General features: G+C 38.9%; 17 protein-coding genes. 16 read left to right on the top strand and 1 reads right to left on the bottom strand.

The features are described from left to right. Nucleotides 1-193 precede the first annotated feature (193 nt). The 12 genes from QM818_RS05405 (at nucleotide 194) to QM818_RS05350 (ending at nucleotide 20998) form a co-directional block, all read left to right on the top strand. Entirely contained in the window at nucleotides 194-1471 is a 1278-nt protein-coding gene (locus tag QM818_RS05405) for an ABC transporter permease (RefSeq protein ID WP_265531225.1), read from the top strand. 12 nt (nucleotides 1472-1483) lie between these two features. Further along, nucleotides 1484-2131, top strand: coding sequence for an ABC transporter ATP-binding subunit Vex2 (gene vex2, locus QM818_RS05400; protein ID WP_229294631.1), 648 nt, complete (start codon nucleotides 1484-1486; stop codon nucleotides 2129-2131). A 54-nt stretch (nucleotides 2132-2185) separates the two neighbouring features. Next, nucleotides 2186-3565 (top strand): ABC transporter permease subunit Vex3, encoded by a 1380-nt coding sequence (gene vex3 / locus QM818_RS05395; RefSeq protein ID WP_414300005.1) that lies wholly within the window; start codon nucleotides 2186-2188, stop codon nucleotides 3563-3565. A gap of 322 nt (nucleotides 3566-3887) precedes the next feature. Continuing rightward, nucleotides 3888-7091 (top strand): hypothetical protein, encoded by a 3204-nt coding sequence (locus tag QM818_RS05390; RefSeq protein ID WP_414300004.1) that lies wholly within the window; start codon nucleotides 3888-3890, stop codon nucleotides 7089-7091. A gap of 163 nt (nucleotides 7092-7254) precedes the next feature. After that, the gene (gene vncR / locus QM818_RS05385; RefSeq protein ID WP_049524162.1) at nucleotides 7255-7911 is read left to right on the top strand and encodes a response regulator transcription factor VncR; all 657 of its coding nucleotides are present in this window, start codon (nucleotides 7255-7257) and stop codon (nucleotides 7909-7911) included. Further along, nucleotides 7908-9236: a sensor histidine kinase VncS gene (vncS, locus tag QM818_RS05380; protein WP_261060167.1), complete on the top strand. Its 1329-nt coding sequence runs from the start codon at nucleotides 7908-7910 to the stop codon at nucleotides 9234-9236. The genes vncR and vncS overlap by 4 nt, the downstream gene beginning before the upstream one ends. 140 nt (nucleotides 9237-9376) lie before the next feature. After that, nucleotides 9377-10258 carry a class II fructose-bisphosphate aldolase gene (locus tag QM818_RS05375; RefSeq protein ID WP_023946263.1) on the top strand — a complete coding sequence of 294 codons (882 nt, stop codon included), beginning with the start codon at nucleotides 9377-9379 and terminating at the stop codon, nucleotides 10256-10258. A gap of 393 nt (nucleotides 10259-10651) precedes the next feature. Continuing rightward, nucleotides 10652-11644 carry an ABC transporter ATP-binding protein gene (locus tag QM818_RS05370; RefSeq protein ID WP_084924010.1) on the top strand — a complete coding sequence of 331 codons (993 nt, stop codon included), beginning with the start codon at nucleotides 10652-10654 and terminating at the stop codon, nucleotides 11642-11644. Between the two features lies 1 nt (nucleotide 11645). Further along, entirely contained in the window at nucleotides 11646-12464 is an 819-nt protein-coding gene (locus QM818_RS05365) for an ABC transporter permease (RefSeq protein ID WP_033684900.1), read from the top strand. Between the two features lies 1 nt (nucleotide 12465). Beyond that, a complete protein-coding gene (locus QM818_RS05360) occupies nucleotides 12466-13251 on the top strand; it encodes an ABC transporter permease (RefSeq protein WP_414299469.1) in 786 nt (261 codons plus the stop codon). Nucleotides 13252-13642: 391 nt separating this feature from the next. Continuing rightward, complete coding sequence (locus tag QM818_RS05355) at nucleotides 13643-20215, top strand: S8 family peptidase (RefSeq protein WP_414300003.1); 6573 nt, start codon at nucleotides 13643-13645, stop codon at nucleotides 20213-20215. Between the two features lie 474 nt (nucleotides 20216-20689). Then, nucleotides 20690-20998, top strand: a complete 309-nt coding sequence (locus QM818_RS05350) for a hypothetical protein (protein ID WP_414299471.1) — start codon at nucleotides 20690-20692, stop codon at nucleotides 20996-20998. A gap of 276 nt (nucleotides 20999-21274) precedes the next feature. Here QM818_RS05350 and QM818_RS05345 read toward each other — a convergent pair whose 3' ends face one another. Continuing rightward, nucleotides 21275-21634 carry a DUF3397 family protein gene (locus tag QM818_RS05345; protein ID WP_000367214.1) on the bottom strand — a complete coding sequence of 120 codons (360 nt, stop codon included), beginning with the start codon at nucleotides 21632-21634 and terminating at the stop codon, nucleotides 21275-21277. A 91-nt stretch (nucleotides 21635-21725) separates the two neighbouring features. Here QM818_RS05345 and mnmL point away from each other — a divergent pair, with 91 nt between their 5' ends. Genes mnmL through QM818_RS05325 form a run of 4 tightly spaced genes read left to right on the top strand, consistent with a single transcriptional unit; the run spans nucleotide 21726 to nucleotide 25536 of the window. Continuing rightward, nucleotides 21726-22682 carry a tRNA modification radical SAM protein MnmL/YtqA gene (gene mnmL, locus QM818_RS05340; protein WP_261081210.1) on the top strand — a complete coding sequence of 319 codons (957 nt, stop codon included), beginning with the start codon at nucleotides 21726-21728 and terminating at the stop codon, nucleotides 22680-22682. Then, entirely contained in the window at nucleotides 22666-23223 is a 558-nt protein-coding gene (gene mnmM, locus QM818_RS05335; RefSeq protein ID WP_261081209.1) for a tRNA 5-(aminomethyl)-2-thiouridylate-methyltransferase MnmM, read from the top strand. The genes mnmL and mnmM overlap by 17 nt, the downstream gene beginning before the upstream one ends. Beyond that, nucleotides 23216-23470 carry a hypothetical protein gene (locus QM818_RS05330; RefSeq protein ID WP_000361085.1) on the top strand — a complete coding sequence of 85 codons (255 nt, stop codon included), beginning with the start codon at nucleotides 23216-23218 and terminating at the stop codon, nucleotides 23468-23470. Before mnmM ends, QM818_RS05330 begins: the two co-directional genes overlap by 8 nt. Before the next feature lie 11 nt (nucleotides 23471-23481). After that, on the top strand, nucleotides 23482-25536 hold the full coding sequence (locus QM818_RS05325) for a cation:proton antiporter (protein ID WP_261081208.1): 2055 nt from the start codon (nucleotides 23482-23484) through the stop codon (nucleotides 25534-25536). Nucleotides 25537-25574 lie beyond the last annotated feature (38 nt).

Here is a 25574-nt window from a genome sequence, read left to right as displayed (position 1 = left end):
CATATGAATCTTTCTAATGAGTTGTTTGGTCACTTTTCATTATAGATCTTATGGGACTTTTTTTCTACACAAAAATAGGCTCCATAAGATTCATAGGGGATTTACCCACTACAAATATTATAGAGCCTTTTTGTATTTCATAAACATTTCATATTTGGATTTTATAATAGTCTTACAAATATGGAGGTGACAAATGAATCCAATCCAAAGAGCTTGGGCTTATGTCAGCAGAAAACGACTGAGAAGTTTTATTTTATTTCTGATTTTATTGGTCCTCTTGGCTGGAATTTCAGCCTGTTTGACTCTGATGAAGTCCAACAAAACAGTGGAAACCAATCTTTACAAATCACTCAATACCTCTTTTTCTATTAAGAAGATAGAAAATGGTCAGACATTCAAGTTGTCAGATCTAGCATCTGTAAGCAAGATTAAGGGACTGGAAAATGTTTCTCCTGAACTCGAGATGGTCGCAAAACTGAAAGACAAGGAAGTAGTGAGTGGTGAGCAGAGCGTAGAACGTGATGATTTGTCAGCAGCGGACAAGAATTTGGTTAGCTTAACGGCTCTTGAGGATTCATCCAAGGATGTGACCTTTACTAGCTCGGCTTTCAACCTAAAAGAAGGGCGACACCTTCAAAAAGGGGATGCAAAGAAAATCATCATCCACGAAGAGTTGGCTAAGAAGAATGGTCTTTCGCTTCATGACAAGATTCGCTTGGATGCTGGACAGTCAGAATCTGGAAAAGGGCAAACAGTAGAGTTTGAGATTGTTGGCATCTTTTCTGGTAAAAAACAAGAAAAATTTACAGGCTTGTCTTCTGACTTCAGTGAAAATCAAGTCTTTACAGACTATGAAAGTAGCCAAAGCCTTTTGGGAAATGGTGAATCTCTAGTCAGTGCAGCGCGCTTTTATGTAGAAAATCCTAAGGAAATGGACGAACTCATGAAGCAGGTAGAAAACTTGGCCTTGGGAAATCAAGGCTACCAAGTTGAGAAGGAAAATAAGGCTTTTGAACAAATCAAAGACTCGGTTGCTACCTTCCAAACCTTCCTAACCATCTTCCTTTATGGGATGTTGATAGCAGGAGCAGGGGCCTTAATTCTTGTTTTGTCTCTCTGGTTGAGAGAAAGGGTCTATGAAGTGGGGATTTTACTGGCACTTGGAAAAGGCAAGAGCTCGATCTTCCTACAATTCTGTTTAGAGGTAGTTCTGGTATCTATTGGTGCTTTGCTTCCAGCATTTGCTACAGGAAACGCAATCACATCCTACCTACTCCAAACTCTACTAGCAAGTGGAGATCAGGCAAGCTTACAAAATACACTAGCCAAAACAAGTGGTCTATCAAGTAGTTTATTATCTTTTGCAGAGTCCTATGTCTTTCTGTTGTTGATTAGTTGCTTATCTGTAGCCCTTTGTTTCCTATTCTTATTTAGAAAATCGCCTAAAGAAATTTTATCATCTATTAGTTAAGAAGGAGAAATCATGACTTTATTACAATTACAAGACCTTACCTACCGTTATAAGAACACTGCTGAAGCAGTCCTATATCAGATCAATTATAATTTTGAACCCGGGAAATTTTACAGTATTATTGGGGAGTCAGGAGCAGGAAAATCCACACTCTTGTCCCTCCTTGCTGGTCTAGATAGTCCTGTTGAAGGTTCTATCCTTTTTCAAGGAGAGGATATTCGTAAGAAGGGCTATTCTTACCATCGCATGCACCATATTTCCCTGGTCTTTCAAAATTATAACTTGATAGATTATCTTTCTCCACTGGAAAATATCCGCTTGGTCAACAAAAAGGCAAGCAAGGATACACTTCTTGAGCTTGGTTTGGATGAAAGTCAGATCAAGCGGAATGTTCTCCAGTTATCAGGTGGTCAACAGCAACGTGTTGCTATCGCTCGTAGTCTGGTATCAGAAGCTCCAGTGATTCTAGCGGATGAGCCAACGGGAAATCTGGACCCTAAAACTGCTGGAGATATTGTCGAACTGCTCAAATCACTTGCCCAGAAAATAGGTAAATGTGTGATCGTCGTCACCCACAGTAAAGAAGTGGCACAGGCGTCAGATATTACACTTGAGTTGAAGGATAAGAAACTGACTGAAACTCGCAATACTAGTAAATAATATGAGCTTTTCTGTTAGAACTATAAGAAAGAACAAAATCTAGAAAGGGAATCTATGTTACACAACGCATTTGCCTATGTTACAAGGAAGTTTTTCAAATCGATTGTCATCTTCCTGATTATTCTCCTCATGGCGAGCTTGAGTTTGGTCGGCTTGTCGATCAAGGGAGCTACTGCTAAGGCTTCTCAGGAGACCTTTAAAAATATCACCAATAGCTTCTCCATGCAAATCAATCGTCGCGTCAATCAAGGTACGCCACGTGGTGCTGGGAATATCAAGGGTGAAGATATCAAAAAAATCACTGAAAACAAGGCCATCGAGTCTTATGTTAAACGTATCAACGCTATCGGGGATTTGACTGGCTATGAACTCATCGAAACTCCAGATACCAAGAAAAATCTGACACCTGACCGTGCCAAACATTTTGGAAGTAGCTTGATGATTACAGGTGTCAATGACTCCTCTAAAGAAGACAAGTTTGTCTCTGGTTCTTATAAGCTGGTCGAAGGTGAGCACCTAACCAACGATGATAAGGACAAGATCCTCATGCACAAGGATTTGGCAGCCAAACACGGCTGGAAAGTCGGCGATAAGGTTAAACTAGACTCTAATATCTACGATGCCGATAATGAAAAAGGTGCCAAGGAAACAGTCGAAGTGACAATCAAGGGACTCTTTGATGGTCACAATAAGTCGGCAGTAGCCTATTCACAAGAACTCTATGAAAACACAGCTATCACAGACATCCATACAGCTGCAAAACTTTATGGATACACAGAAGACACAGCTATTTATGGGGACGCAACCTTCTTTGTAACAGCGGACAAGAACTTGGATGATGTCATGAAAGAATTGAATGGCATCAGTGGTATCAACTGGAAGAGCTATACACTCGTTAAGAGCTCATCTAATTACCCAGCTCTTGAGCAATCCATCTCTGGTATGTACAAGATGGCCAACCTCCTCTTCTGGGGTAGCTTGAGTTTCTCAGTCCTTCTCCTTGCCCTCTTGCTCAGCCTTTGGATCAACGCCCGTCGCAAGGAGGTGGGAATCCTCCTCTCTATCGGTCTCAAGCAGGCAAGTATCTTGGGTCAATTTATCACAGAATCCATCTTGATTGCAATCCCTGCTCTAGTTTCTGCTTACTTCCTAGCCAACTACACAGCTCGTGCGATTGGAAATACTGTTCTTGCTAATGTGACTTCTGGTGTTGCCAAGCAAGCTAGCAAGGCTGCTCAAGCCTCTAACCTTGGTGGTGGTGCAGAAGTAGATGGCTTTAGTAAGACCTTGTCAAGCCTAGATATTTCTATTCAGACATCTGACTTTATCATTGTCTTTGTCCTAGCCTTGGTTCTAGTGGTTCTCGTTATGGCGCTTGCTTCAAGCAATCTCCTTAGAAAACAACCAAAAGAGCTCTTGCTGGATGGTGAATAATACTGATGCCAGACTGAAAAATGAGGCTAGCAACTGGAAGTTTTAAAATGATAAATGAAGCAGAAAGCAGTGGTGAAAATCATTGCTTTCAGTTGCTTTCTTTGTACTTTAGTACTTAAACATGATATACTAAAGCTATGGAATTTATTAGAAAGGAATTTCACAACTTATATATGGAATTGTGCATAAGAATCTATAGAAACTTTATCTTGAAAATAGATAGATAAATCTGTAGAAGCCTGTGCATATCGCAAACATAGGCTAGTAGGCCTAGGCAGGGTCTACTTTGGAAAATATAGATTAGTGAGGAAAAATAAACATTATGAGACAAACAAATGTTAGAGGAACATTATCCCTCCGTGGTTTTAGAAAATTAAGAACTGGTGCAATTGTTGCGACAGGTGTGATTTTATTGGGGCTGGGCTTTTTAGCTCCAACTGTGTCAGCCAGTGAACAAGATGGTGTCTGGGTAGCCAGAACAGTTGCAGAAGTAAAGGCTGATATTCAAAAAGAAGGTGATTTATTTAAGTATGTTATTAAGTGGGGGGACACATTAAGTGTTATCAGCGAAGCAAGTAATATCCCTGTAGATGTACTCCAAGAAATGAATCAAACTTCAGGCAAGAATTTATTCTTACCGCACAATGAATTGTACTTTACTGAAGCTGAAACGATTTCAGATACAGTCACAAAACACAAGATTGTCATCAAGGAAAGTGGTGCAAGTGGCGAAGTTCGCACTTACGAAGTCTTGCTCAAGAAAGATCAAGAGACAAAAGCTGTTACTTTTGAATTAACAGATGTCACTGAGAAAGTTGAAAAAATGGCTGTGAACTATAGCCCAGTCTATCAGCCTGTATCAGCTCCAGTAGTGGAAAGAGCGGAAGAATCGGGTGAAGAACTTGCCTCAGAAGCACCAGCAGAGACAAGCCCAGAAGTTAAGGAAGAAACAGAAGCTCCAGTAGCGTCAAAAGCAGAAACAAGGTCAGAAACTTTAAATGCTCCATCTGCATATACTACAAATGGGTCAGGAAACTCAACTGAATCAAGTCCAGCAGCAGACAAGGCCCCTTCAAATATAGGAACTACAAATCAACCTGTAGCTTCAAATCCAAGTTCTGAAGCGCCAGCGCCAAAAGCAGAGGTACCAGTGACTCCGGCACCGAAAGTAGAAGCGCCATCGACTCCAATGCCAAAAGCAGAAGAACCATCGACTCCAGCACCGAAAGCAGAGGCACCAGCGTCTCCAATGCCAAAAGCAGAAGGACCATCGACTTCAGCACCAAAAGCAGAGTTACCATCGACTCCAGCACCGAAAACAGAAGAGCCAGCAACTCCAGCACCAAAAGCAGAGGCACCAGCAACTCCAGCACCGAAAGCAGAGGCACCATCGACTCCAGCACCGAAAGCAGAAGCGCCATCGACTCCAGCACCGAAAGTAGAAGCGCCATCGACTCCAATGCCAAAAGCAGAAGAACCATCGACTCCAGCGCCAAAAGTAGAGGAGCCAGCGTCTTCAGCACCAAAAGCAGAAGAACCAGCAGCAACTGAGCCAAAAACAAAAGAGCCAGTGGCAACAACGCCAAAAGTGGAAGAACCATCGACTCCAGCGCCAAAAGCAGAAGAACCATCGACTCCAGCGCCAAAAGTAGAGGAGCCATCGACTCCAGCGCCAAAAGCAGAAGAACCATCGACTTCATCACCAAAAGTGGAGGAGCCATCGACTCCAGCGCCAAAAGTGGAAGAACCATCGACTCCATCACCAAAAGTAGAGGAGCCATCGACTCCAGCGCCAAAAGTGGAAGAACCATCGACTCCATCACCAAAAGTAGAGGAGCCATCGACTCCATCACCAAAAGTGGAAGAACCATCGACTCCATCACCAAAAGTAGAGGAGCCATCGACTCCAGCACCAAAAGTGGAAGAACCTGCACCACCAGCACCAAAAGCAGATGAGCCAGTGGGACCAGCGCCAAAAGCAGAAGAATCAGCGGCATCAGCACCGAAAGACGATGAATCAGGTTCTTCAGTTGAATCTCCATCAACAGGCAATCATTCAGACGAGTCAGGAACACCATCTGAAACTCCTACAGGTGACTCAACTTCGTCACTGGACGCTTCAGGCGAGCCCAATTTCACTGAACAGCCAGCTGGAGAATCAGGTAAATCTGAAACAACGTCAGAACCTTCTAATACTCCATCTGCGGAAGCTACAAATGATTCAGGGAATGCAGCAACATCAAGTCCGGTAACAGATGGTACTACTTCAAACACAGGGACTACAGAACAACCTGAAACTCCAGCTTCAAAACCAGAAGTAACAACACCCAAAGAGGATAAACTACCAACTAATCAAACTGGAGATACATCAAATCCAGTAGATTCAAAGGATGAAACATCAAATCCGGCTCCGGCACCCAAAGAAGATACTCCGTCTGAAGAAGTAGCACCTAAAGATGAAAAACTTGAGGAATCAAAAAAAGATGGAAAAGAAATTATTGAAAAAATTGCAGCTTCAAAACATAGTGAAATTGAAAAAGTTAAAGATGAAGCAGAAAAAACAAAATTAAAAGAAAAATTAAATGAATTAAAAGAAGAAGCATTAGCAGCAATAAATAATGCTAAAGATCACGATGCTGCTGTAGCTGTTGCGGATGAGTATCAAAGTAAAATTGATGAAATTGATGTTCCAGGTGAAGAATTACCAGCACCAAACTACAATAAAGATAATTTAACAAATGGTCGTAATGAGGGTACTACTATTAATGATGGAAGTACAGCAATAGGTCATGGATCAGGTGAAGCTACAGCAACAACTCCAGCACAACCTTCTTCAACTTCAGAAGGGACTTCAAGTTTTAGAAATGCCCCATCAGTTCAAGCAAGAGCAAGAAGAGTGGCACGTTCAACATCAGAACCAGATGGAACTGTCAATATTAGCTATAACTTCGCAGGAATGCCAGATATTCATGGCTTCCTATCTGACCCGGGAGAAGATAATACTGTCACAATTCCTGCTGGAACGAATGAAGCACAGGCAAAAGAATTAGTAAAAGAAAAAATTCAAGCCAAGATAAAAGACCTAGCTGCTAGAGGGTATCATGTGAAAAATGACATTATTTTTGAACAAGATACTACTGTGAAAAATTATAACTATGTCGTTACATTCACTAAGGAGGCTACAGGAACTTCAGGTTTCAGAATGGCTCCAGCAGTTCAACCACGCGCTAGCAGAAATCGTAGAAGTCTAGAACAGCCAGCTCCTCAAAAGGTCAAAGTCAATGTTTTTTATAACTTTGATCAAATGAAAGATATTGCAGGTTTCCTAGGAGATATCAATGGAACTCCTCTTGAAGTCACGGAAGGTTCAACAAATGAACAGGTGAAAGAAGCGGTTAAGAGCCAAGTTGATGCTAAGAAAGAAGAGTTGAGCAAACGCGGCTATACTTTTAAAGAGGACTATGTATATCAAGCTAATGGGAAAGATTATAACTACGTTGTAACATTTTCAAAAGCAGCTAAATAATTTTCATTCCATAGAGAGCCAAATGTGAGCAGAGAGAGCGATAGGCTCTCTTTGTTTTATCTAGTAGAAAGTTTCTTAAAGACAAAAGGTTAGTAAGAGGCTATAATAAAAATAGAGTAGGTATTTATTCTAAGAAAAATAAAAAATAGAGAGCAGTTAAAGTATGAAAATTTTAATTGTAGAAGATGAAGAGATGATCCGTGAGGGGGTCAGTGACTATTTGACGGATTGCGGTTATGAAACCATTGAGGCAGCAGATGGGCAAGAAGCCTTAGAAAAATTTTCTAGCTATGAAGTAGCCTTAGTTTTACTGGATATCCAGATGCCTAAGCTCAATGGTCTGGAAGTCCTAGCTGAGATTCGTAAAACCAGTCAGGTCCCTGTCTTGATGTTGACAGCCTTTCAGGATGAGGAATACAAGATGAGTGCTTTTGCCTCTCTGGCAGATGGCTATCTGGAAAAACCTTTCTCCCTCTCCCTCTTAAAAGTGAGGGTGGATGCGATTTTCAAGCGCTATTATGATACGGGACGAATCTTTTCTTACAAGGATGCCAAGGTGGACTTTGAAAGCTACAGTGCAAGCCTAGCAGGTGAGGAAGTAGCTATCAATGCTAAAGAGTTGGAAATTCTTGATTATTTGGTTAAAAATGAAGGAAGGGCCTTGACCCGATCTCAGATAATCGATGCCGTCTGGAAGGCGACAGATGAGGTTCCCTTTGACCGTGTCATTGATGTTTATATCAAGGAACTGCGGAAAAAGTTAGACTTGGACTGCATCCTCACTGTGCGCAATGTTGGTTATAAATTGGAGCGAAAATGAAACGAACAGGTTTATTTACAAAGATATTTATCTATACCTTCTCGATATTTAGTGTTCTGGTTATCTGCCTTCATTTAGCCATTTATTTTCTTTTTCCTTCGACTTATCTGAGCCACCGTCAGGAAACCATTGGTCAGAAGGCAACAGCCATTGCTCAGTCCCTAGAAGGGAAAGACAGGCAAAGTATAGAGCAAGTCTTAGACTTGTATTCTCAGACTAGTGATATCAAGGGGACCGTCAAGGGTGAGATGACCGAGGACAAGTTGGAGGTTAAGGACAGTCTTCCTTTGGATACAGCTCGCCAAACCACCTCCCTCTTTATTGAGGAGCGCGAGGTGAAAACACAAGACGGTGGAAGCATTACTCTCCAGTTTCTGGCCTCCATGGATTTGCAAAAGGAAGCAGAGCAGATTAGTCTCCAGTTTCTTCCCTATACCTTGCTGGCCTCCTTTCTGATTTCCCTCTTGGTGGCCTACATCTATGCTCGGACCATTGTTGCTCCGATTTTGGAAATCAAGCGGGTGACCCGACGGATGATGGAACTGGATGCCCAAGTGCGATTGCGCGTGGATTCTAAGGATGAGATAGGTGATCTCAAGGAGCAAATCAATAGTCTCTACCAGCACCTTTTAACAGTTATTGCGGACTTGCATGACAAGAATGAAGCCATTCTCCAGCTGGAAAAGATGAAGGTCGAATTCCTACGAGGGGCTTCTCATGAACTGAAAACACCACTGGCCAGTTTGAAAATTCTGATTGAAAACATGAAAGAGAATATTGGTCGTTATAAGGATAGAGACCACTATCTAGGAGTTGCCTTGGGGGTTGTGGATGAGCTCAATCACCATGTTCTGCAGATACTTTCCCTCTCTTCTGTGCAGGAATTACGAGATGATAGGGAAACAATTGACCTCCTCAAGATAACGCAAAGTCTAGTTCAAGATTATGCTTTACTAGCCAAGGAAAGAGAACTTCAAATTGAAAATGGTTTGAACCATCATCAGGCCTATCTAAATCCATCAGTCATGAAGTTGATTCTTTCTAACCTCATCAGCAATGCCATCAAGCATTCTGCTCCAGGTAGTTTGGTTCGTATTGGAGAGAGAAAAGGGGAACTTTTTATAGAAAATAGCTGCAGTCCAGAAGAACAAGAAAAACTAGCCCAGTCTTTTTCTGACAATGCTAGTCGCAAGGCCAAGGGTTCTGGGATGGGGCTCTTTGTGGTCAAGAGTCTATTAGAACATGAAAAATTACCTTATCGTTTTGAGATGAAGGAGAATCGTTTGACCTTCTTCATAGCTTTTCCAAAAGTCGCCCAAGACTAGGGAGAGAAAGGGTTTACATAGAGGAAGCTAGAAGAAATTCAATCGAAACTGCGGGAAAAACTAGATTTTTTTGTCAAAAAGTGATAAAATGAACAATGTAAATGGGATGACCCATAAAAATATACAGGAGGCCTGATAAAATGGCAATCGTTTCAGCAGAAAAATTTGTCCAAGCAGCTCGTGACAACGGTTATGCAGTTGGTGGATTTAACACAAACAACCTTGAGTGGACTCAAGCTATCTTGCGTGCAGCAGAAGCTAAAAAAGCTCCAGTTTTGATTCAAACTTCAATGGGTGCTGCTAAATACATGGGTGGTTACAAAGTTGCTCGCAACTTGATCGCTAACCTTGTTGAATCAATGGGTATCACTGTACCAGTAGCTATCCACCTTGACCACGGTCACTACGAAGATGCACTTGAGTGTATCCGAGTTGGTTATACTTCAGTTATGTTTGATGGTTCACACCTTCCAGTTGAAGAAAACCTTGAAAAAGCTCGTAAAGTTGTAGAATTTGCTCATGCAAATGGTGTATCAGTGGAAGCTGAAGTTGGTACTATCGGTGGTGAAGAAGACGGAATCATCGGTGATGGTGAATTGGCTCCAATCGAAGACGCTAAAGCAATGGTTGAAACTGGTATCGACTTCTTGGCAGCTGGTATCGGTAACATCCACGGTCCTTACCCAGCAAACTGGAAAGGTCTTCACCTTGATCACTTGCAAAAATTGACTGAAGCTGTTCCAGGATTCCCAATCGTATTGCACGGTGGATCAGGTATTCCTGATGAGCAAATCCAAGCAGCTATCAAACTTGGTGTTGCGAAAGTTAACGTTAACACTGAATGCCAAATCGCATTCGCTAACGCAACTCGTAAATTTGCTCGTGACTACGAAGCAAACGAAGCAGAATACGACAAGAAAAAACTCTTCGACCCACGTAAATTCTTGGCTGACGGTGTAAAAGCTATCCAAGCATCAGTTGAAGAACGTATCGACGTATTCGGTTCAGAAGGTAAAGCTTAATCTAGCTGAATAATACAGATGAAACCTACCCATTGGGTGGGTTTTTTTGGTATTTTAAGGAAACTATTAAACCAGAATTTTGGACTAATACTCTTCGAAAATCTCTTCAAACCACGTCAGCTTTATCTGCAACCTCAAAGCTGTGCTTTGAGCTACCTGCATCTAGCTTCCTAGTTTGCTCTTTGATTTTCATTGAGTATAAAAATAGCACTTTAAGAGAAAAATTTCAATTTTATAAACTTTAAGCAAACGCTTGCATTCTAGTTTTTATTGGATTATAATAGGTTGGTATAAAGCCTTCTGTAGCAATAAAATGTAGAAGTTTTAGAAAGTAAGGATTTAGATATTTGTAGTCAAAAATACAATGTTGTTTCTTACTAAAGGGAGATAGATATGGCAATGATAGAAGTGGAACATCTTCAGAAAAATTTTGTGAAGACAGTCAAGGAACCAGGGTTAAAGGGAGCTTTGCGCTCCTTTATTCATCCTGAAAAGCAGACCTTTGAAGCGGTCAAGGATTTAACCTTTGAGGTTCCAAAAGGACAAATTTTAGGCTTTATTGGGGCCAATGGTGCTGGGAAGTCGACAACCATTAAAATGCTGACAGGAATTTTGAAACCGACATCTGGTTTTTGTCGGATTAACGGCAAAATTCCGCAAGACAATCGCCAAGATTATGTCAAGGATATTGGAGTTGTCTTTGGACAACGTACCCAGCTATGGTGGGATTTGGCTCTGCAAGAGACCTACACGGTGTTAAAAGAGATTTACGATGTGCCGGATTCGCTCTTCCACAAGCGCATGGATTTTTTAAATGAAGTCTTGGATTTGAAGGACTTTATCAAGGATCCCGTGCGGACTCTTTCACTAGGGCAGCGCATGCGGGCGGACATTGCAGCTTCCTTGCTTCACAATCCCAAGGTTCTCTTTTTAGATGAGCCGACCATTGGTTTGGATGTTTCGGTCAAGGATAACATTCGTCGGGCCATTACCCAAATCAATCAGGAAGAAGAAACAACCATTCTTTTGACGACTCACGATCTGAGTGATATTGAGCAGCTCTGTAATCGGATTTTCATGATTGACAAGGGGCAGGAGATTTTTGATGGAACGGTGAGTCAGCTCAAGGAGACCTTTGGCAAGATGAAGACTCTATCCTTTGAATTGGTGCCAGGGCAAAGTCATCTCGCTTCTCACTATGAAGGCTTGCCTGATATGACCGTTGATAGACAAGGAAATAGTCTCAATATTGAATTTGATAGTTCCCGCTACCAGTCGGCGGACATTATCAAGCAAACCCTGTCTGATTTTGACATCCGAGATTTGAAGATGGTGGATACGGATATCGAGGACATTATCCGTCGCTTCTACCGAAAGGAGCTCTAAGATGGTCAAATTGTGGAGACGTTATAAACCCTTTATCAATGCAGGGATTCAGGAGTTGATTACCTATCGAGTCAATTTTCTTCTCTATCGGATTGGTGATGTGATGGGAGCATTTGTGGCTTTCTATCTCTGGAAGGCAGTCTTTGATTCCTCGCAGGAGTCCTTGATTCAGGGCTTCAGCATGGCAGATATCACCCTTTACATCATCATGAGTTTTGTGACTAATCTGTTGACCAAGTCAGATTCGTCTTTTATGATTGGGGAGGAGGTCAAGGATGGCTCTATCATCATGCGTTTGTTGCGACCAGTGCATTTTGCGGCCTCTTATCTCTTCACTGAACTTGGTTCCAAGTGGTTGATTTTTATATCTGTTGGACTGCCATTTTTAAGTGTCATTGTTTTGATGAAAGTCTTATCGGGGCAAGGTATTGTAGAAGTGCTGGGCTTAACTGTTCTATATCTTTTTAGCTTAACGCTAGCCTACCTGATTAACTTTTTCTTTAATATCTGCTTTGGATTTTCTGCCTTTGTGTTTAAAAATCTATGGGGTTCCAATCTACTAAAGACTTCCATAGTGGCCTTTATGTCTGGGAGTTTAATTCCCTTGGCTTTCTTTCCCAAGGTGGTATCAGATATTTTGTCCTTTCTGCCTTTTTCATCCTTGATTTATACTCCGGTTATGATTATTGTTGGGAAATACGATGCTAGTCAGATTCTTCAGGCACTCGCTTTGCAGTTTTTCTGGCTCTTAGTGATGGTGGGGGTGTCTCAGTTGATTTGGAAACGAGTCCAGTCCTTTATTACCATTCAGGGAGGTTAGTATGAAAAAATATCAACGCATGCATCTGATTTTTATCAGACAATACATCAAACAAATCATGGAATACAAGGTGGATTTTGTGGTTGGTGTGCTGGGAGTTTTTCTAACTCAAGGCTTGAACCTCTTATTTCTCAATGTCATTTTTCAACATATTCCATCCCTAGAAGGTTGGACTTTTCAAGAAATCGCCTTTATCTATGGATTTTCTTTGATTCCCAAGGGATTGGATCATCTCTTTTTTGACAATCTCTGGGCGCTAGGGCAACGCCTAGTCCGAAAAGGGGAGTTTGACAAGTATCTGACTCGTCCTATCAATCCGCTCTTCCATATACTCGTTGAGACCTTTCAGATTGATGCCTTGGGCGAGCTCTTGGTCGGTGGTATTTTACTAGCGACAACAGTATCAAGTATTGCTTGGACGCTTCCCAAATTCCTGCTTTTCCTAGTTTGTATTCCTTTTGCGACCTTGATTTATACTTCCTTGAAAATCGCGACAGCCAGCATCGCTTTTTGGACCAAGCAGTCAGGAGCAATGATTTACATTTTCTATATGTTTAATGATTTTGCCAAGTATCCCATTTCAATTTATAATTCATTTCTTCGTTGGTTAATCAGTTTTATTGTACCTTTTGCCTTTACGGCCTACTATCCTGCCAGCTATTTCTTGCAGGACAAGGATGTAATCTTTAACATCGGAGGTTTGATGTTGATTTCTCTGGTTTTCTTTGTCATTTCCCTTAAACTTTGGGATAGGGGCTTAGATGCCTACGAAAGTGCGGGTTCGTAAATAATAGAATATCAAAGCCTTGTCTCAGGACAGGCTTTTTTTTAATAGTGATGATATTTCATCAATTATGTAGGTCTTTGCGATTGTGGTAGTGGTTCAACTTGATTGCTACTATTTTTGATGGTGTGAATGTGCTTATAATGTATCCCAGTTAACTACGAAACTTTTTGACTTGATTTTTAACATATGTTAAAAAATAAATTAACCTGTATTAATTTTTCTTGACTTAAAATTTTTTAATTGATATACTATTTTTCAGAGAGCTAACAATTATATATAAATGTACTACTCTATTTCCTAGATAATACTTAGTAAAACTTTTTATAACAAAGGCTAGCAAAGTTAAAGTTTACTATCTATTGGAAGTTAAATAAATATGTAAGGAATTAAAATGAAAAAAAGTACAGTATTGTCATTAACCACAGCTGCCATTATTTTAGCAGCATATGTCCCTAATGAGGTAATTTTAGCAGACACATCTAGCTCTGAAGATGCTTTAAATATCTCTGATAAAGAAAAAGTAGTAGTAAATAAGGAAGCAGAAAATAAAGAAAAACATGAAAATATTCATAATGCTATAGAAACTTCCAAGAATACTGAAGAGAAGAAAACAACAGTTATTGAGGAAAAAGAAGTTGTTAGTAAGGAATCTGTGATAGACAATAACACTAGCAACGAAGAAAAAATCAAAGAAGATTCCAATCAACCCAAAGAAGATAAAGTGGACTCGTCTGCAAGTAAAGACCCAGAAAGTCCCCAAAAAGAGGATAAACTTGTCTATATTGCTGAATTTAAAGATAAGGAATCTGGAGAAAAAGCAATCAAGGAATTATCCAATCTTAAGGATACAAAAGTTTTATATACTTATGATACGGTTTTTAATGGTGTTGCAATAGAAACAACTCCAGATAATCTGGACAAAATTAAATTAATAGAAGGTATCTCATCGGTTGAACGATCACAAAAAGTCCAGCCAATGATGAATCATGCTAGGAAGGAAATTGGAGTTGAAGAGGCAATTGATTACCTAAAATCTATCAATGCTCCATTTGGTAAAAATTTTGATGGTAGAGGTATGGTCATTTCAAATATCGATACCGGGACAGATTATAGGCATAAGGCCATGAGGATTGATGATGATGCTAAAGGCTCAATGAGATTCAAAAAAGAAGACTTAAAAGGTACTGATAAAAATTATTGGTTGAGTGATAAAATTCCTCATGCTTTCAATTATTATAATGGTGGTAAAATTACTGTAGAAAAAGCTGATGATGGAAGCGATTATTTTGATCCACATGGGATGCATATTGCAGGGATTCTTGCGGGAAATGATACTGAAAAAGATATTAAAAACTTTAACGGAATAGATGGAATTGCGCCTAATGCACAGATCTTCTCTTATAAAATGTACTCTGACGCAGGATCTGGCTTCGCAGGAGATGAAACAATGTTTCATGCTATTGAAGATTCCATTAAACACAATGTCGATGTTGTTTCGGTATCATCTGGTTTTACAGGAACAGGTCTTGTAGGTGAGAAATATTGGGAAGCTATTAGAGCATTAAGAAAAGCAGGCATTCCAATGGTTGTAGCTACAGGTAACTATGCGACTTCTGCTTCAAGTTCTTCATGGGATTTAGTGGCAAATAATAATCTGAAAATGACCGACACTGGAAATGTAACACGAACTGCAGCACATGAAGATGCGATAGCAGTCGCATCTGCTAAAAATCAAACAGTTGAGTTTGATAAAGTTAACATAGGTGGAGAAAATTTTAAATACAGAAATATAGGGGCCTTTTTCGATAAGAATAAAATCACAACAAATGAAGATGGATCAAAAGCTCCTGATAAATTGAAATTTGTATATATAGGCAAGGGTCAAGATCAAGATTTGATAGGATTGGATCTTAAGGGCAAAATTGCAGTAATGGATAGAATTTATACCAAGGATTTAAAAGATGCTTTTAAAAGAGCTACGGATAAGGGCGCACGTGGCATTATGGTTGTAAATACTGTAAATTACTACAATAGAGATAATTGGACAGAGCTTCCAGCTATGGGATATGAGGAGGATGAAGGAACTACTAGTCAAGTATTTTCAATTTCAGGAGATGATGGTGTAAAGCTATGGAACATGATTAACCCTGATAAAAAAACTGAGGTTAAAAGGAATAATAAAGAAGATTTTAAAGATAAATTGGAGCAATACTATCCAATTGATATGGCCAGCTATAATTCTAATAAACCGAATGTAGGTGATGAAAAAGAGATTGACTTTAAGTTTGCACCTGACACAGACAAAGAATTGTATAAAGAAGATATCATCGTTCCAGCAGGATCCACATCTTGGGGACCGAGAACAGATTTACTTTTAAAACCGGATGTTTCAGCACCTGGTAAAAATATTAAATCCACTCTCAATGTCATTAATGGGAAATCAACTTATGGTTATATGTCAGGGACTAGTATGGCAACTCCAATCGTGGCAGCTTCTACTGTTTTGATTAGACCAAAGTTAAAGGAAATGCTTGAAAGACCTGCCTTGAAAAATCTTAAGGGAGATGACAAAATAGACCTTACAAGTCTTACAAAAATAGCCCTACAAAATACTGCACGGCCTATGATGGATGCAACGTCTTGGAAAGAAAAAAGTCAATACTTTGCATCACCTAGACAACAGGGAGCAGGGCTAATTAATGTGGCCAATGCTTTGAGAAATGAAGTTGTAGCTACTTTTAAAAACACGGATTCTAAAGGTTTGGTAAACTCTTATGGTTCTGTTTCTCTTAAAGAAATAAAAGGAGATAAAAAATACTTTACAATTAAGCTTCACAATACATCAAACAGACCTTTAACCTTTAAAGTTTCAGCATCAGCGATAACTACAGATTCTCTAACTGATAGACTAAAACTGGATGAAACATACAAAGATGAAAAATCTCCAGATGGGAAGCAAATTGTTCCAGAAATCCACCCAGAAAAAATCAAAGGAGCAAATATCACATTTGAGCATGATACTTTCACTATAAGCCCAAATTCTAGCTTTGATTTGAATGCGGTTATAAACGTTGGAGAGGCTAAAAATAAAAATAAATTTGTAGAATCATTTATTCATTTTGAGTCAGTGGAAGAAATGGAAGCTCTAAACTCCAATGGGAAGAAAACAAATTTCCAACCTTCTTTATCGATGCCTTTAATGGGATTTGCTGGGGATTGGAATAAGGAACCAATCCTTGATAAATGGGCCTGGGAAGAGGGTTCAAAATCAAAAACAATGGAAGGTTATGATGATGATGGTAAACCAAAAATTCCAGGAACCTTAAATAAGGGAATTGGTGGAGAGCATGGTATAGATAAATTTAATCCAGCAGGAGTTATACAAAATAGAAAAGATAAAAATACAACATCTCTAGATCAAAATCCAGAATTATTTGCTTTCAATAACGAAGGGATCAACGCACCCTCATCAAGTGGTTCTAATATTGCTAAAATTTATCCTTTAGATTCAAATGGAAATCCTCAAGATGCTCAACTTGAAAGAGGATTAACCCCTTCTCCACTTGTATTAAGAAGTGCAGAAGAAGGATTGATTTCAATAGTAAATACAAATAAAGAGGGAGAAAATCAAATCGACTTAAAAGTCATTTCGAGGGAACACTTTATTAAAGGAATTTTAAACTCTAAGAGAAATGATGCAAAGGGAATCAAATCTTCTAAACTAAAAGTTTGGGGTGACTTGAAATGGGATGGACTCATTTATAACCCTAGAGGTAGAGAAGAAAATGCACCAGAGAGTAAGGATAACCAAGATCCAGCTACTAGGATAAGAGGTCAGTTTGAACCGATTGCAGAAGGTCAATATTTCTATAAATTTAAATATAGATTAACTAAAGATTATCCATGGCAGGTTTCCTATATTCCAGTAAAAATTGATAACACAGCCCCTAAGATTGTTTCGGTTGATTTTTCAAATCCTGAAAAAATTAAGCTGATCACAAAGGATACTTATCATAAGGTAAAAGATCAGTATAAGAATGAAACGCTATTTGCGAGAGATCAAAAAGAACATCCTGAAAAATTTGATGAGATTGCAAACGAAGTTTGGTATGCTGGCGCCGCTCTTGTTAATGAAGACGGAGAGGTTGAGAAAAATCTTGAAGTAACTTATGCAGGTGAGGGTCAAGGAAGAAATAGGAAACTTGACAAAGACGGAAATACCATTTATGAAATTAATGGTGCGGGAGATTTAAGAGGAAAAATCATTGAAGTAATTGCATTAGATGGCTCTAGCAATTTCACAAAGATTCATAGAATTAAATTTGCTGATCATGCTGATGAAAAAGGAATGATTTCCTATTATCTCGTAGATCCTGATCAAGATTCATCTAAATACCAAAAGCTTGGAGAAATTCCTGAATCTAAATTTAAGAATTTAAAAAATGTTAAAGATGATAGCCTCAACAAAGAGACAACTGAGGTAGAACATCATCATGAAAATGAAGATGCTACCGAAGAAAAATCTAGCTTTACTATCAATAAAGCCATTTCAACAATTAGAGATTTCGAAAGCAAAGACTTAAAGAAACTCATTAAAAAGAAATTTAGAGAAGTTGATGACTTTACAAGTGAAACTGGTAAGAGGACAGAAGAATACGATTATAAATACGATGATAAGGGAAATATCATTGCTTATGACGATGGTAGTGCCTTAGAATATGAAACTGAAAAACTTGACGAAATCAAATCAAAAATTTATGGTGTTCTAATCCCGTCTAAAAATGGACACTTTGAAATTCTTGGAAAGATAAGTAATGTTTCTAAAAATGCCAAGGTATATTATGGAAATAATTATAAATCTATAGAAATCAAAACGACCAAGTATGATTCCCACTCAAAAACGATGACATTTGATTTATACGCTAATATTAATGATATTGTGGATGGATTAGCTTTTTCAGGAGATATGAGATTCTTTGTGAAAGATGATGATCAGATAAAAGCTGAAACGAAGATTAGAATGCCTGAAAAAAATAAGGAAACTAAGACAGAATATCCGTATGCATCAAGTTATGGGAATGTAATAGAATTAGGAGAAGGAGATCTTTCAAAAAACAAACCAAACAATTTAACGGACATGGAATCTGGTAAAATCTATTCTGATTCAGAAAAACAACAATATCTGTTAAAAGACAACATCATTCTAAGAAAAGGCTATGCACTAAAAGTGACTACCTATAATCCTGGAAAAACGGATATGTTAGAAGGAAATGGAGTCTATAGCAAGGAAGATATAGCAAAAATACAAAAGACCAATCCTAATCTAAGAGTCCTTTCAGAAAAAATAATTTATACTGATAGTAGAAATGTTGAAGATGGAAGAAGTACTCAAGCTGTATTAATGTCGGCTTTGGACGGCTTTAACATTGTAAGATATCAAGTGTTTACCTTTAAAATGAACGATAAAGGGGAGGCAATCGATAAAGATGGAAATCTTGTAACAGATCCTTCTAAACTGGTATTATTTGGTAAGGATGGTAAAGAGTACACTGGAGAGGATAAGTCCAATGTAGAGGCTATAAAAGAAGATGGCTCTACGTTATTTATTGATGCAAAACCAGTAAACCTTTCAATGGACAAGAACTACTTTAATCCATCTAAATATAATAAAATTTATGTACGAAATCCAGAATTCTATTTAAGAGGTAAGATTTCTGATAAGGGTGGTTTTAACTGGGAGTTGAGAGTTAATGAATCGGTTGTAGATAATTATTTAATCTACGGAGATTTACATATTGATAACACTAGAGATTTTAACATTAAGCTTAATGTTAAAGACGGTGACATCATGGACTGGGGAATGAAAGACTATAAAGCAAACGGATTCCCAGATAAGGTAACAGATATGGATGGAAATGTTTATCTTAAAACTGGCTATAGCGATTTGAATGCGAAAGCGGTTGGAGTACACTATCAATTTTTATATGATAATGTTAAACCAGAAGTAAACATTGATCCTAAGGGAAATACTAGTATTGAATATGCTGACGGAAAATCTGTAGTCTTTAATATCAATGATAAAAGAAATAATGGATTCGATGGTGAGATTCAAGACAAACATATTTATGTAAATGGAAAAGAATACAAATCATTTGATGATATTAAACAACTAACAGATAAGACACTAAACATTAAGATTGTTGTAAAAGATTTTGCAAGAAATACAACCGTAAAAGAATTCATTTTAAACAAAGATACGGGAGAGGTGAGCGAATTAAAACCTCATACGGTGACTGTGACCATTCAAAATGGAAAAGAAATGAGTTCAACGATAGTGTCGGAAGAAGATTTCATTTTACCTGTCTATGAGGGTGAATTAGAAAAAGGATATCAATTTGATGGCTGGGAAATTTCTGGTGTCGAAGGGAAAAAAGATGCTGGTTATGTTCTTAATTTATCAAAAGATACCCTTATAAAACCTGTATTCAAGAAAATAGAGGAGAAAAAGGAAGAGGAAAATAAACCTACTTTTGATGTATCCAAAAAGAAAGATAACCCACAGACAAATCCTAGTCAATTAAATCAAAGTAATAGAAAAGAGGATTTACAAAGAGAAAATCATTCACACAAATCTGATTCAACTAAAGATGTTAAAACTACAGTTCCTGTACAAGTAAATTATAGTCAATTAGATGAAAGTCAAAGATCTGATTCAACTAAGGATGTTACAGCTACAGTTCCTGATAAAAATGATAAAAACTTTGAAAATAAGAAGGAAGTTTATCTTAATGAACCAGAGAATATAGCTAATAAACATACCAATATCGATAGTAAATCGGATACTAACAATTCTGATAGATTGCCAAAAACCGGAACAGTTAGAGAAGGTTTTACACCATTCATTGCTGGAATAATGTTTACCGTAGGTGCATTTCTTGGATTGAAGAAAAAAGATCAAGATTAAGACCAAAGCTATAGATGAAAAAATGGTTTATGTACTGAGATAGCGTGATGATGAAACAGTTTTGTGAAAATAGCCATTTATAACTCAATTATTTAGTTTACTTTACTATTGATACTCTTTTAGGCTTTATTAATGGACTTAGTTTCGATAACTAATGAATTGATTGAAAGGGTTAATATTGACAAATATTGATTAGCAAATAGAGTCTATCACAATTTAAAGGCTAATAGAGGTGATGAGATAATTTCAAGGAATTAAGTAGCGTTTGGTTGCTTAATTCCTTTTCATTTGGGAGGTAGTTTTTCCCTCAGCCTCTTTCTTTTAACTGTTCAACCACTTAGACCGATATAGAGACCAGATAGGCAAAAGAACTTGTTCTTGAAACTGACCTCTGCTATAATGATTGGTGTAAGGGACGTGAGGCGTCGATACCAGATGGTTCAAGTTTCTAAAAACGAAATTGGAGATAAAGAAATGAAAAAATTATTGGGGATTGTATTTTTAATAGCAGCAGTGACAGTAGTGTATTTTGGTTCTGTTGGCTGGCCAAGTTTGGATGTCAACCTCTGGGCCCTGATTCCGGTAGGCCTGTTCCTCTTTTTCACTATAGAGAATCTTTTGAAAAAAGACTACAAGGCTAGTCTGATGTGTTTGATTATTGCCTTCATCATCGCAAATGCAATTTTGAACCTTTTGCCAATTTCAAGTGGTCTAGTAATTGGTGCAGGCGTCCTAGCTTGTGTAGGTATTGGATTTATCTTTCCTGATAAAGAAGGGAAATAATACTCTTCGAAAATCTCTTCAAACCACGTCAGCTTTGCTTTGCCGTATGTATGGTTATTGACTTCGTCAGTTTCATCTACAACCTCAAAGCAGTACTTTGAGCTGACTTCGTCAGTTCTATCTACAACCTCAAAACAGTGTTTTGAGCAACCTGCGGCTAGCGTTCTAGTTTGCTTTTTGATTTTCATTGAGTATAAGAATTATTAAAAAAGATATAAAGAAAAAACACTTCAATCACTGTATTTAGTTTGATTGAGGTGTTTTCGATTTAGTTTTTTATTTCTGAGCCATCAATTCAACAATCATCTCGATATACATGACAAGGGTTACTAAGAATCCTGCACGCCAGAAGAATTTGATGAATTTAGGATAGTAAAAGCTGCGTTTTTTCAAAAGGAAGAAAAAAACGAGAATAATGGCTAGGAGTGAGAGGGCTAGGCCTAGTCTAGGGAGGAAATTATGGGTAAAGGTTTTAGCTGTGATTAGGTAGTACTCAAATACCAAGACTGGAAAAGCTAAATCCGCAAAGTTTCGTCCTAGTTTTTTTAATCTAAAAAGTTTGGTTATGATAATGCAGACTACTAAGGTCAGTATCAATAATAAAATAGATGCTAATTTCATTAAAATCATATCCATATTGTATCATAAAAAATCGCTAAAGGAAACGAGAAACAGAGGAATTTATAGGAAAGTCAGGCTTTTGAGATTGTAGATGTTTTCTGTTATAATGAAAGTTATGAAATCTTATAATACCTTGAATGATTATTATCGAAAACTATTTGGAGAAAAGACCTTTAAAGTCCCTATTGATGCGGGGTTTGACTGTCCGAATCGTGATGGGACTGTGGCTCATGGAGGCTGTACTTTTTGTACGGTTTCAGGTTCTGGAGATGCTATCGTAGCACCGGACGCGCCTATCCGTGAGCAATTTTATAAGGAAATTGACTTTATGCACCGTAAGTGGCCGGATGTTCAGAAGTATCTGGTTTATTTTCAAAATTTTACCAACACCCATGAAAAGGTGGAAGTCATCCGAGAGCGCTATGAGCAGGCTATCAATGAGCCAGGTGTGGTCGGAATCAATATTGGAACGCGCCCAGACTGTTTACCAGACGAAACTATCGAGTATTTGGCTGAGTTGTCGAAACGCATGCATGTGACGGTTGAATTGGGATTGCAGACCACTTATGAAACAACTTCTGACCTGATTAACCGTGCCCATTCCTATGAATTGTACGTGGAAACGGTCAAGCGTTTGAGAAAGTATCCAAAGATTGAGATTGTTTCCCATCTGATCAATGGACTTCCTGGTGAAACCCATGAGATGATGATTGAAAATGTCCGCCGCTGTGTTACGGATAACGATATTCAAGGAATTAAACTGCACTTGCTTCACCTGATGACCAATACGCGTATGCAACGAGATTACCACGAGGGACGTTTACAACTGATGAGTCAGGACGAATATGTCAAGGTCATCTGTGACCAACTGGAAATCATTCCCAAGCATATCGTCATCCATCGAATTACAGGAGATGCACCTAGAGATATGCTGATTGGTCCTATGTGGAGCCTCAATAAATGGGAAGTCCTCAACAGCATTGAGATGGAGATGCGACGTCGCGGAAGTGTTCAAGGATGCAAGGCTGTAAAACAGGAGTTTGAAAATGAAAAGACCACTTGAGATGGCACATGATTTTTTGGCTGAGGTAGTGACAAAAGAGGATATCGTAGTAGATGCGACTATGGGAAATGGCCACGATACCCTTTTTTTAGCCAAGCTAGCCAAGAAAGTCTATGCCTTTGACATTCAGGAGCAAGCCTTAGAAAAGACGCAAAAGCGTTTGGACCAGGCTGGAATGACAAATGCCCAATTAATCTTGCAAGGTCATGAGACACTGGCCCAGTTTGTGACAGAAGCCAAGGCAGGGATTTTTAATCTGGGCTATCTGCCGTCAGCTGATAAGTCTGTCATTACCCGACCTCAGACAACGATCGAAGCATTAGAAAAGCTGTGTGGCTTACTTGTCAAAGGTGGACGAATTGCTATCATGATCTACTATGGTCATGAAGGAGGCGCCCTCGAGAAAGATGCTGTCTTGGATTTTGTTAGCCAGTTGAGCCAACAAGAGTACACAGCTGCCATTTACCGAACCCTGAATCAAGTCAACAACCCACCATTTTTAGTGATGATTGAAAAATTAGAGAGATATAGACATGGATAAACAATACCTACGTGAAAAGCTGGATGCCATGCGCCAGAATTTTGTTGAGTCAACCCACCACGAACGAGCGGTGGGTGTGCTAGACCAAGCGCATATGAGCAAAAAAATGCTTAAAATCAAGAAAAAATTAGTTGCTCTTGAAATGGAACGGTGCCAGAGAAAAATTGAGCACAAAGATTGTTCCAAGATTGACCAAAAAATCAAAGAGCAGAAGGAGATTTTTGAATCCTGCTGTAAAAAAGATTAAGGAGGATGTGCGTGGAATTACTGATTTACTTAATCCTATTTTTACTGTTTTTGATTGTCTCAAGTACAACCAATAAACTCCTGCCCTTTTTGCCTCTTCCTTTGGTGCAAATTCTTTTGGGAATTGTGATTGGTCTTTTTTTACCCAATACCGACTTTCATCTCAATACGGAGTTGTTTTTGGCACTGGTTATCGGGCCCTTGCTTTTCCGAGAGTCGGAAGAAGCAGATATTACAGCTATTTTAAAACACTGGCGAATCATTGTCTATCTCATATTTCCAGTGATTTTTATCTCTACTTTGAGTTTGGGTGGCTTGGCCCATCTTCTTTGGCTCAGCCTTCCCTTGGCAGCTTGTTTGGCTGTTGGGGCAGCCCTTGGGCCTACGGACTTGGTGGCTTTTGCTTCTCTTTCGGAGCGTTTTAGCTTTCCTAAGCGTGTGTCCAATATCCTTAAGGGTGAAGGACTCTTGAATGATGCATCAGGTTTGGTTGCCTTTCAGGTAGCCTTGACAGCCTGGACAACTGGAGCCTTTTCCCTTGGGCAAGCTAGTAGTTCGCTCATCTTTTCAATTCTAGGCGGTTTTTTGATTGGCTTTTTAACAGCCATGACCAACCGTTTCCTCCATAGCTTCTTGCTAAGTGTGAGAGCAACAGATATTGCTAGTGAGCTCCTTCTGGAATTGAGTTTGCCCTTGATAACCTTCTTCCTGGCAGAAGAAGTCCACGTTTCAGGGATTATTGCCGTTGTAGTTGCTGGGATTTTAAAGGCAAGCCGTTTTAAGAAAATTACGCTCCTCGAAGCCCAAGTGGATACGGTGACCGAGACGGTCTGGCACACAGTGAACTTTATGCTCAACGGTTCCGTCTTTGTGATTTTAGGGATGGAGTTGGAAATGATAGCAGAGCCTATCTTGACCAATCCAATCTATAATCCCTTACTGTTATTGGTATCTCTTATAGCCCTTACCTTTGTCCTCTTTGCTATTCGTTTTGTCATGATTTATGGCTATTATGCCTATAGGACTAGACGTCTCAAGAAAAAGTTGAATAAATATATGAAGGACATGCTTCTCTTGACCTTCTCAGGTGTTAAGGGAACCGTGTCTATTGCTACAATTCTTCTGATACCAAGTAATCTAGAACAGGAATATCCTCTCTTACTTTTCCTTGTCGCAGGGGTGACGCTTGTCAGCTTTTTAACAGGTCTCTTGGTCCTGCCTCATCTTTCTGATGAACAGGAAGAAAGCAAGGACTATCTCATGCATATCGCCATTTTGAATGAAGTAACGCTAGAGTTGGAAAAAGAGTTGGAAGACACTAAAAATAAACTTCCCCTCTATGCGGCTATTGACAATTACCATGGACGTATTGAAAATCTCATCCTGAGTCAAGAAAATAAGGGGGCTCAAGAAGACTGGGCTGCTTTGAAACTCTTGATTCTTAGTATTGAAAGTGATGGATTGGAACAGACCTATGAAGAGGGAAACATTAGCAATCGTGCTTACCGAGTTTACCAACGTTATCTGAAAAATATAGAACGAGGCATCAATCGTAAATTTGCGTCACGATTGACCTATTATTTCCTTGTTTCCTTGAGGATTTTACGTTTTCTCCTTCATGAAATTTTTACTCTCGGAAAGACCTTCCGTAGCTGGAAGGACAAGGAGAAAAGCCGTCTCCGTGCTCTTGATTATGACCAAATTGCAGAGCTCTATCTGGCCAATACAGAGATGATTATTGAAAGTTTGGAAAACCTGAAGGGGGTCTATAGACGCTCTTTGATTAGTTTTATGCAGGAGTCTCGTCTTCGTGAAACAGCTATCATCACCAGTGGTGCCTTTGTCGAACGGGTTATCAATCGTGTCAAACCCAACAATATTGATGAAATGCTGAGAGGATATTATCTGGAGCGTAAGTTGATTTTCGAATACGAAGAAAAACGATTGATTACGACCAAGTATGCCAAGAAGTTACGACAAAATGTCAATAACTTAGAGAACTATTCTCTGAAGGAAGCTGCCAATACCCTGCCTTATGATATGGTGGAATTGGTAAGAAGAAATTAGTTAATACTCTTCGAAAATCTCTTCAAACCACGTCAGCG

This window comes from Streptococcus mitis, from assembly GCF_047464035.1.
GTDB classification, from domain to species: domain Bacteria; phylum Bacillota; class Bacilli; order Lactobacillales; family Streptococcaceae; genus Streptococcus; species Streptococcus mitis_DX.
Note: the sequence above shows the minus strand (reverse complement) of the source record. Positions and strands in the feature narration are given on the sequence as shown.

What these genes read in the sequence shown, in the direction of transcription:
- QM818_RS05365 (WP_033684900.1), top strand. Translation starts at nt 11,646, where the DNA reads ATGGTCAAATTGTGGAGACGTTATAAACCCTTTATCAATGCAGGGATT.
- QM818_RS05360 (WP_414299469.1), top strand. Translation starts at nt 12,466, where the DNA reads ATGAAAAAATATCAACGCATGCATCTGATTTTTATCAGACAATACATC.
- vncS (WP_261060167.1), top strand. Translation starts at nt 7,908, where the DNA reads ATGAAACGAACAGGTTTATTTACAAAGATATTTATCTATACCTTCTCG.
- vncR (WP_049524162.1), top strand. Translation starts at nt 7,255, where the DNA reads ATGAAAATTTTAATTGTAGAAGATGAAGAGATGATCCGTGAGGGGGTC.
- QM818_RS05405 (WP_265531225.1), top strand. Translation starts at nt 194, where the DNA reads ATGAATCCAATCCAAAGAGCTTGGGCTTATGTCAGCAGAAAACGACTG.
- QM818_RS05390 (WP_414300004.1), top strand. Translation starts at nt 3,888, where the DNA reads ATGAGACAAACAAATGTTAGAGGAACATTATCCCTCCGTGGTTTTAGA.
- mnmM (WP_261081209.1), top strand. Translation starts at nt 22,666, where the DNA reads ATGAAAAGACCACTTGAGATGGCACATGATTTTTTGGCTGAGGTAGTG.
- QM818_RS05345 (WP_000367214.1), bottom strand. Translation starts at nt 21,634, where the DNA reads ATGGATATGATTTTAATGAAATTAGCATCTATTTTATTATTGATACTG.
- vex2 (WP_229294631.1), top strand. Translation starts at nt 1,484, where the DNA reads ATGACTTTATTACAATTACAAGACCTTACCTACCGTTATAAGAACACT.
- mnmL (WP_261081210.1), top strand. Translation starts at nt 21,726, where the DNA reads ATGAAAGTTATGAAATCTTATAATACCTTGAATGATTATTATCGAAAA.
- QM818_RS05370 (WP_084924010.1), top strand. Translation starts at nt 10,652, where the DNA reads ATGGCAATGATAGAAGTGGAACATCTTCAGAAAAATTTTGTGAAGACA.
- QM818_RS05355 (WP_414300003.1), top strand. Translation starts at nt 13,643, where the DNA reads ATGAAAAAAAGTACAGTATTGTCATTAACCACAGCTGCCATTATTTTA.
- QM818_RS05375 (WP_023946263.1), top strand. Translation starts at nt 9,377, where the DNA reads ATGGCAATCGTTTCAGCAGAAAAATTTGTCCAAGCAGCTCGTGACAAC.
- vex3 (WP_414300005.1), top strand. Translation starts at nt 2,186, where the DNA reads ATGTTACACAACGCATTTGCCTATGTTACAAGGAAGTTTTTCAAATCG.
- QM818_RS05330 (WP_000361085.1), top strand. Translation starts at nt 23,216, where the DNA reads ATGGATAAACAATACCTACGTGAAAAGCTGGATGCCATGCGCCAGAAT.
- QM818_RS05350 (WP_414299471.1), top strand. Translation starts at nt 20,690, where the DNA reads ATGAAAAAATTATTGGGGATTGTATTTTTAATAGCAGCAGTGACAGTA.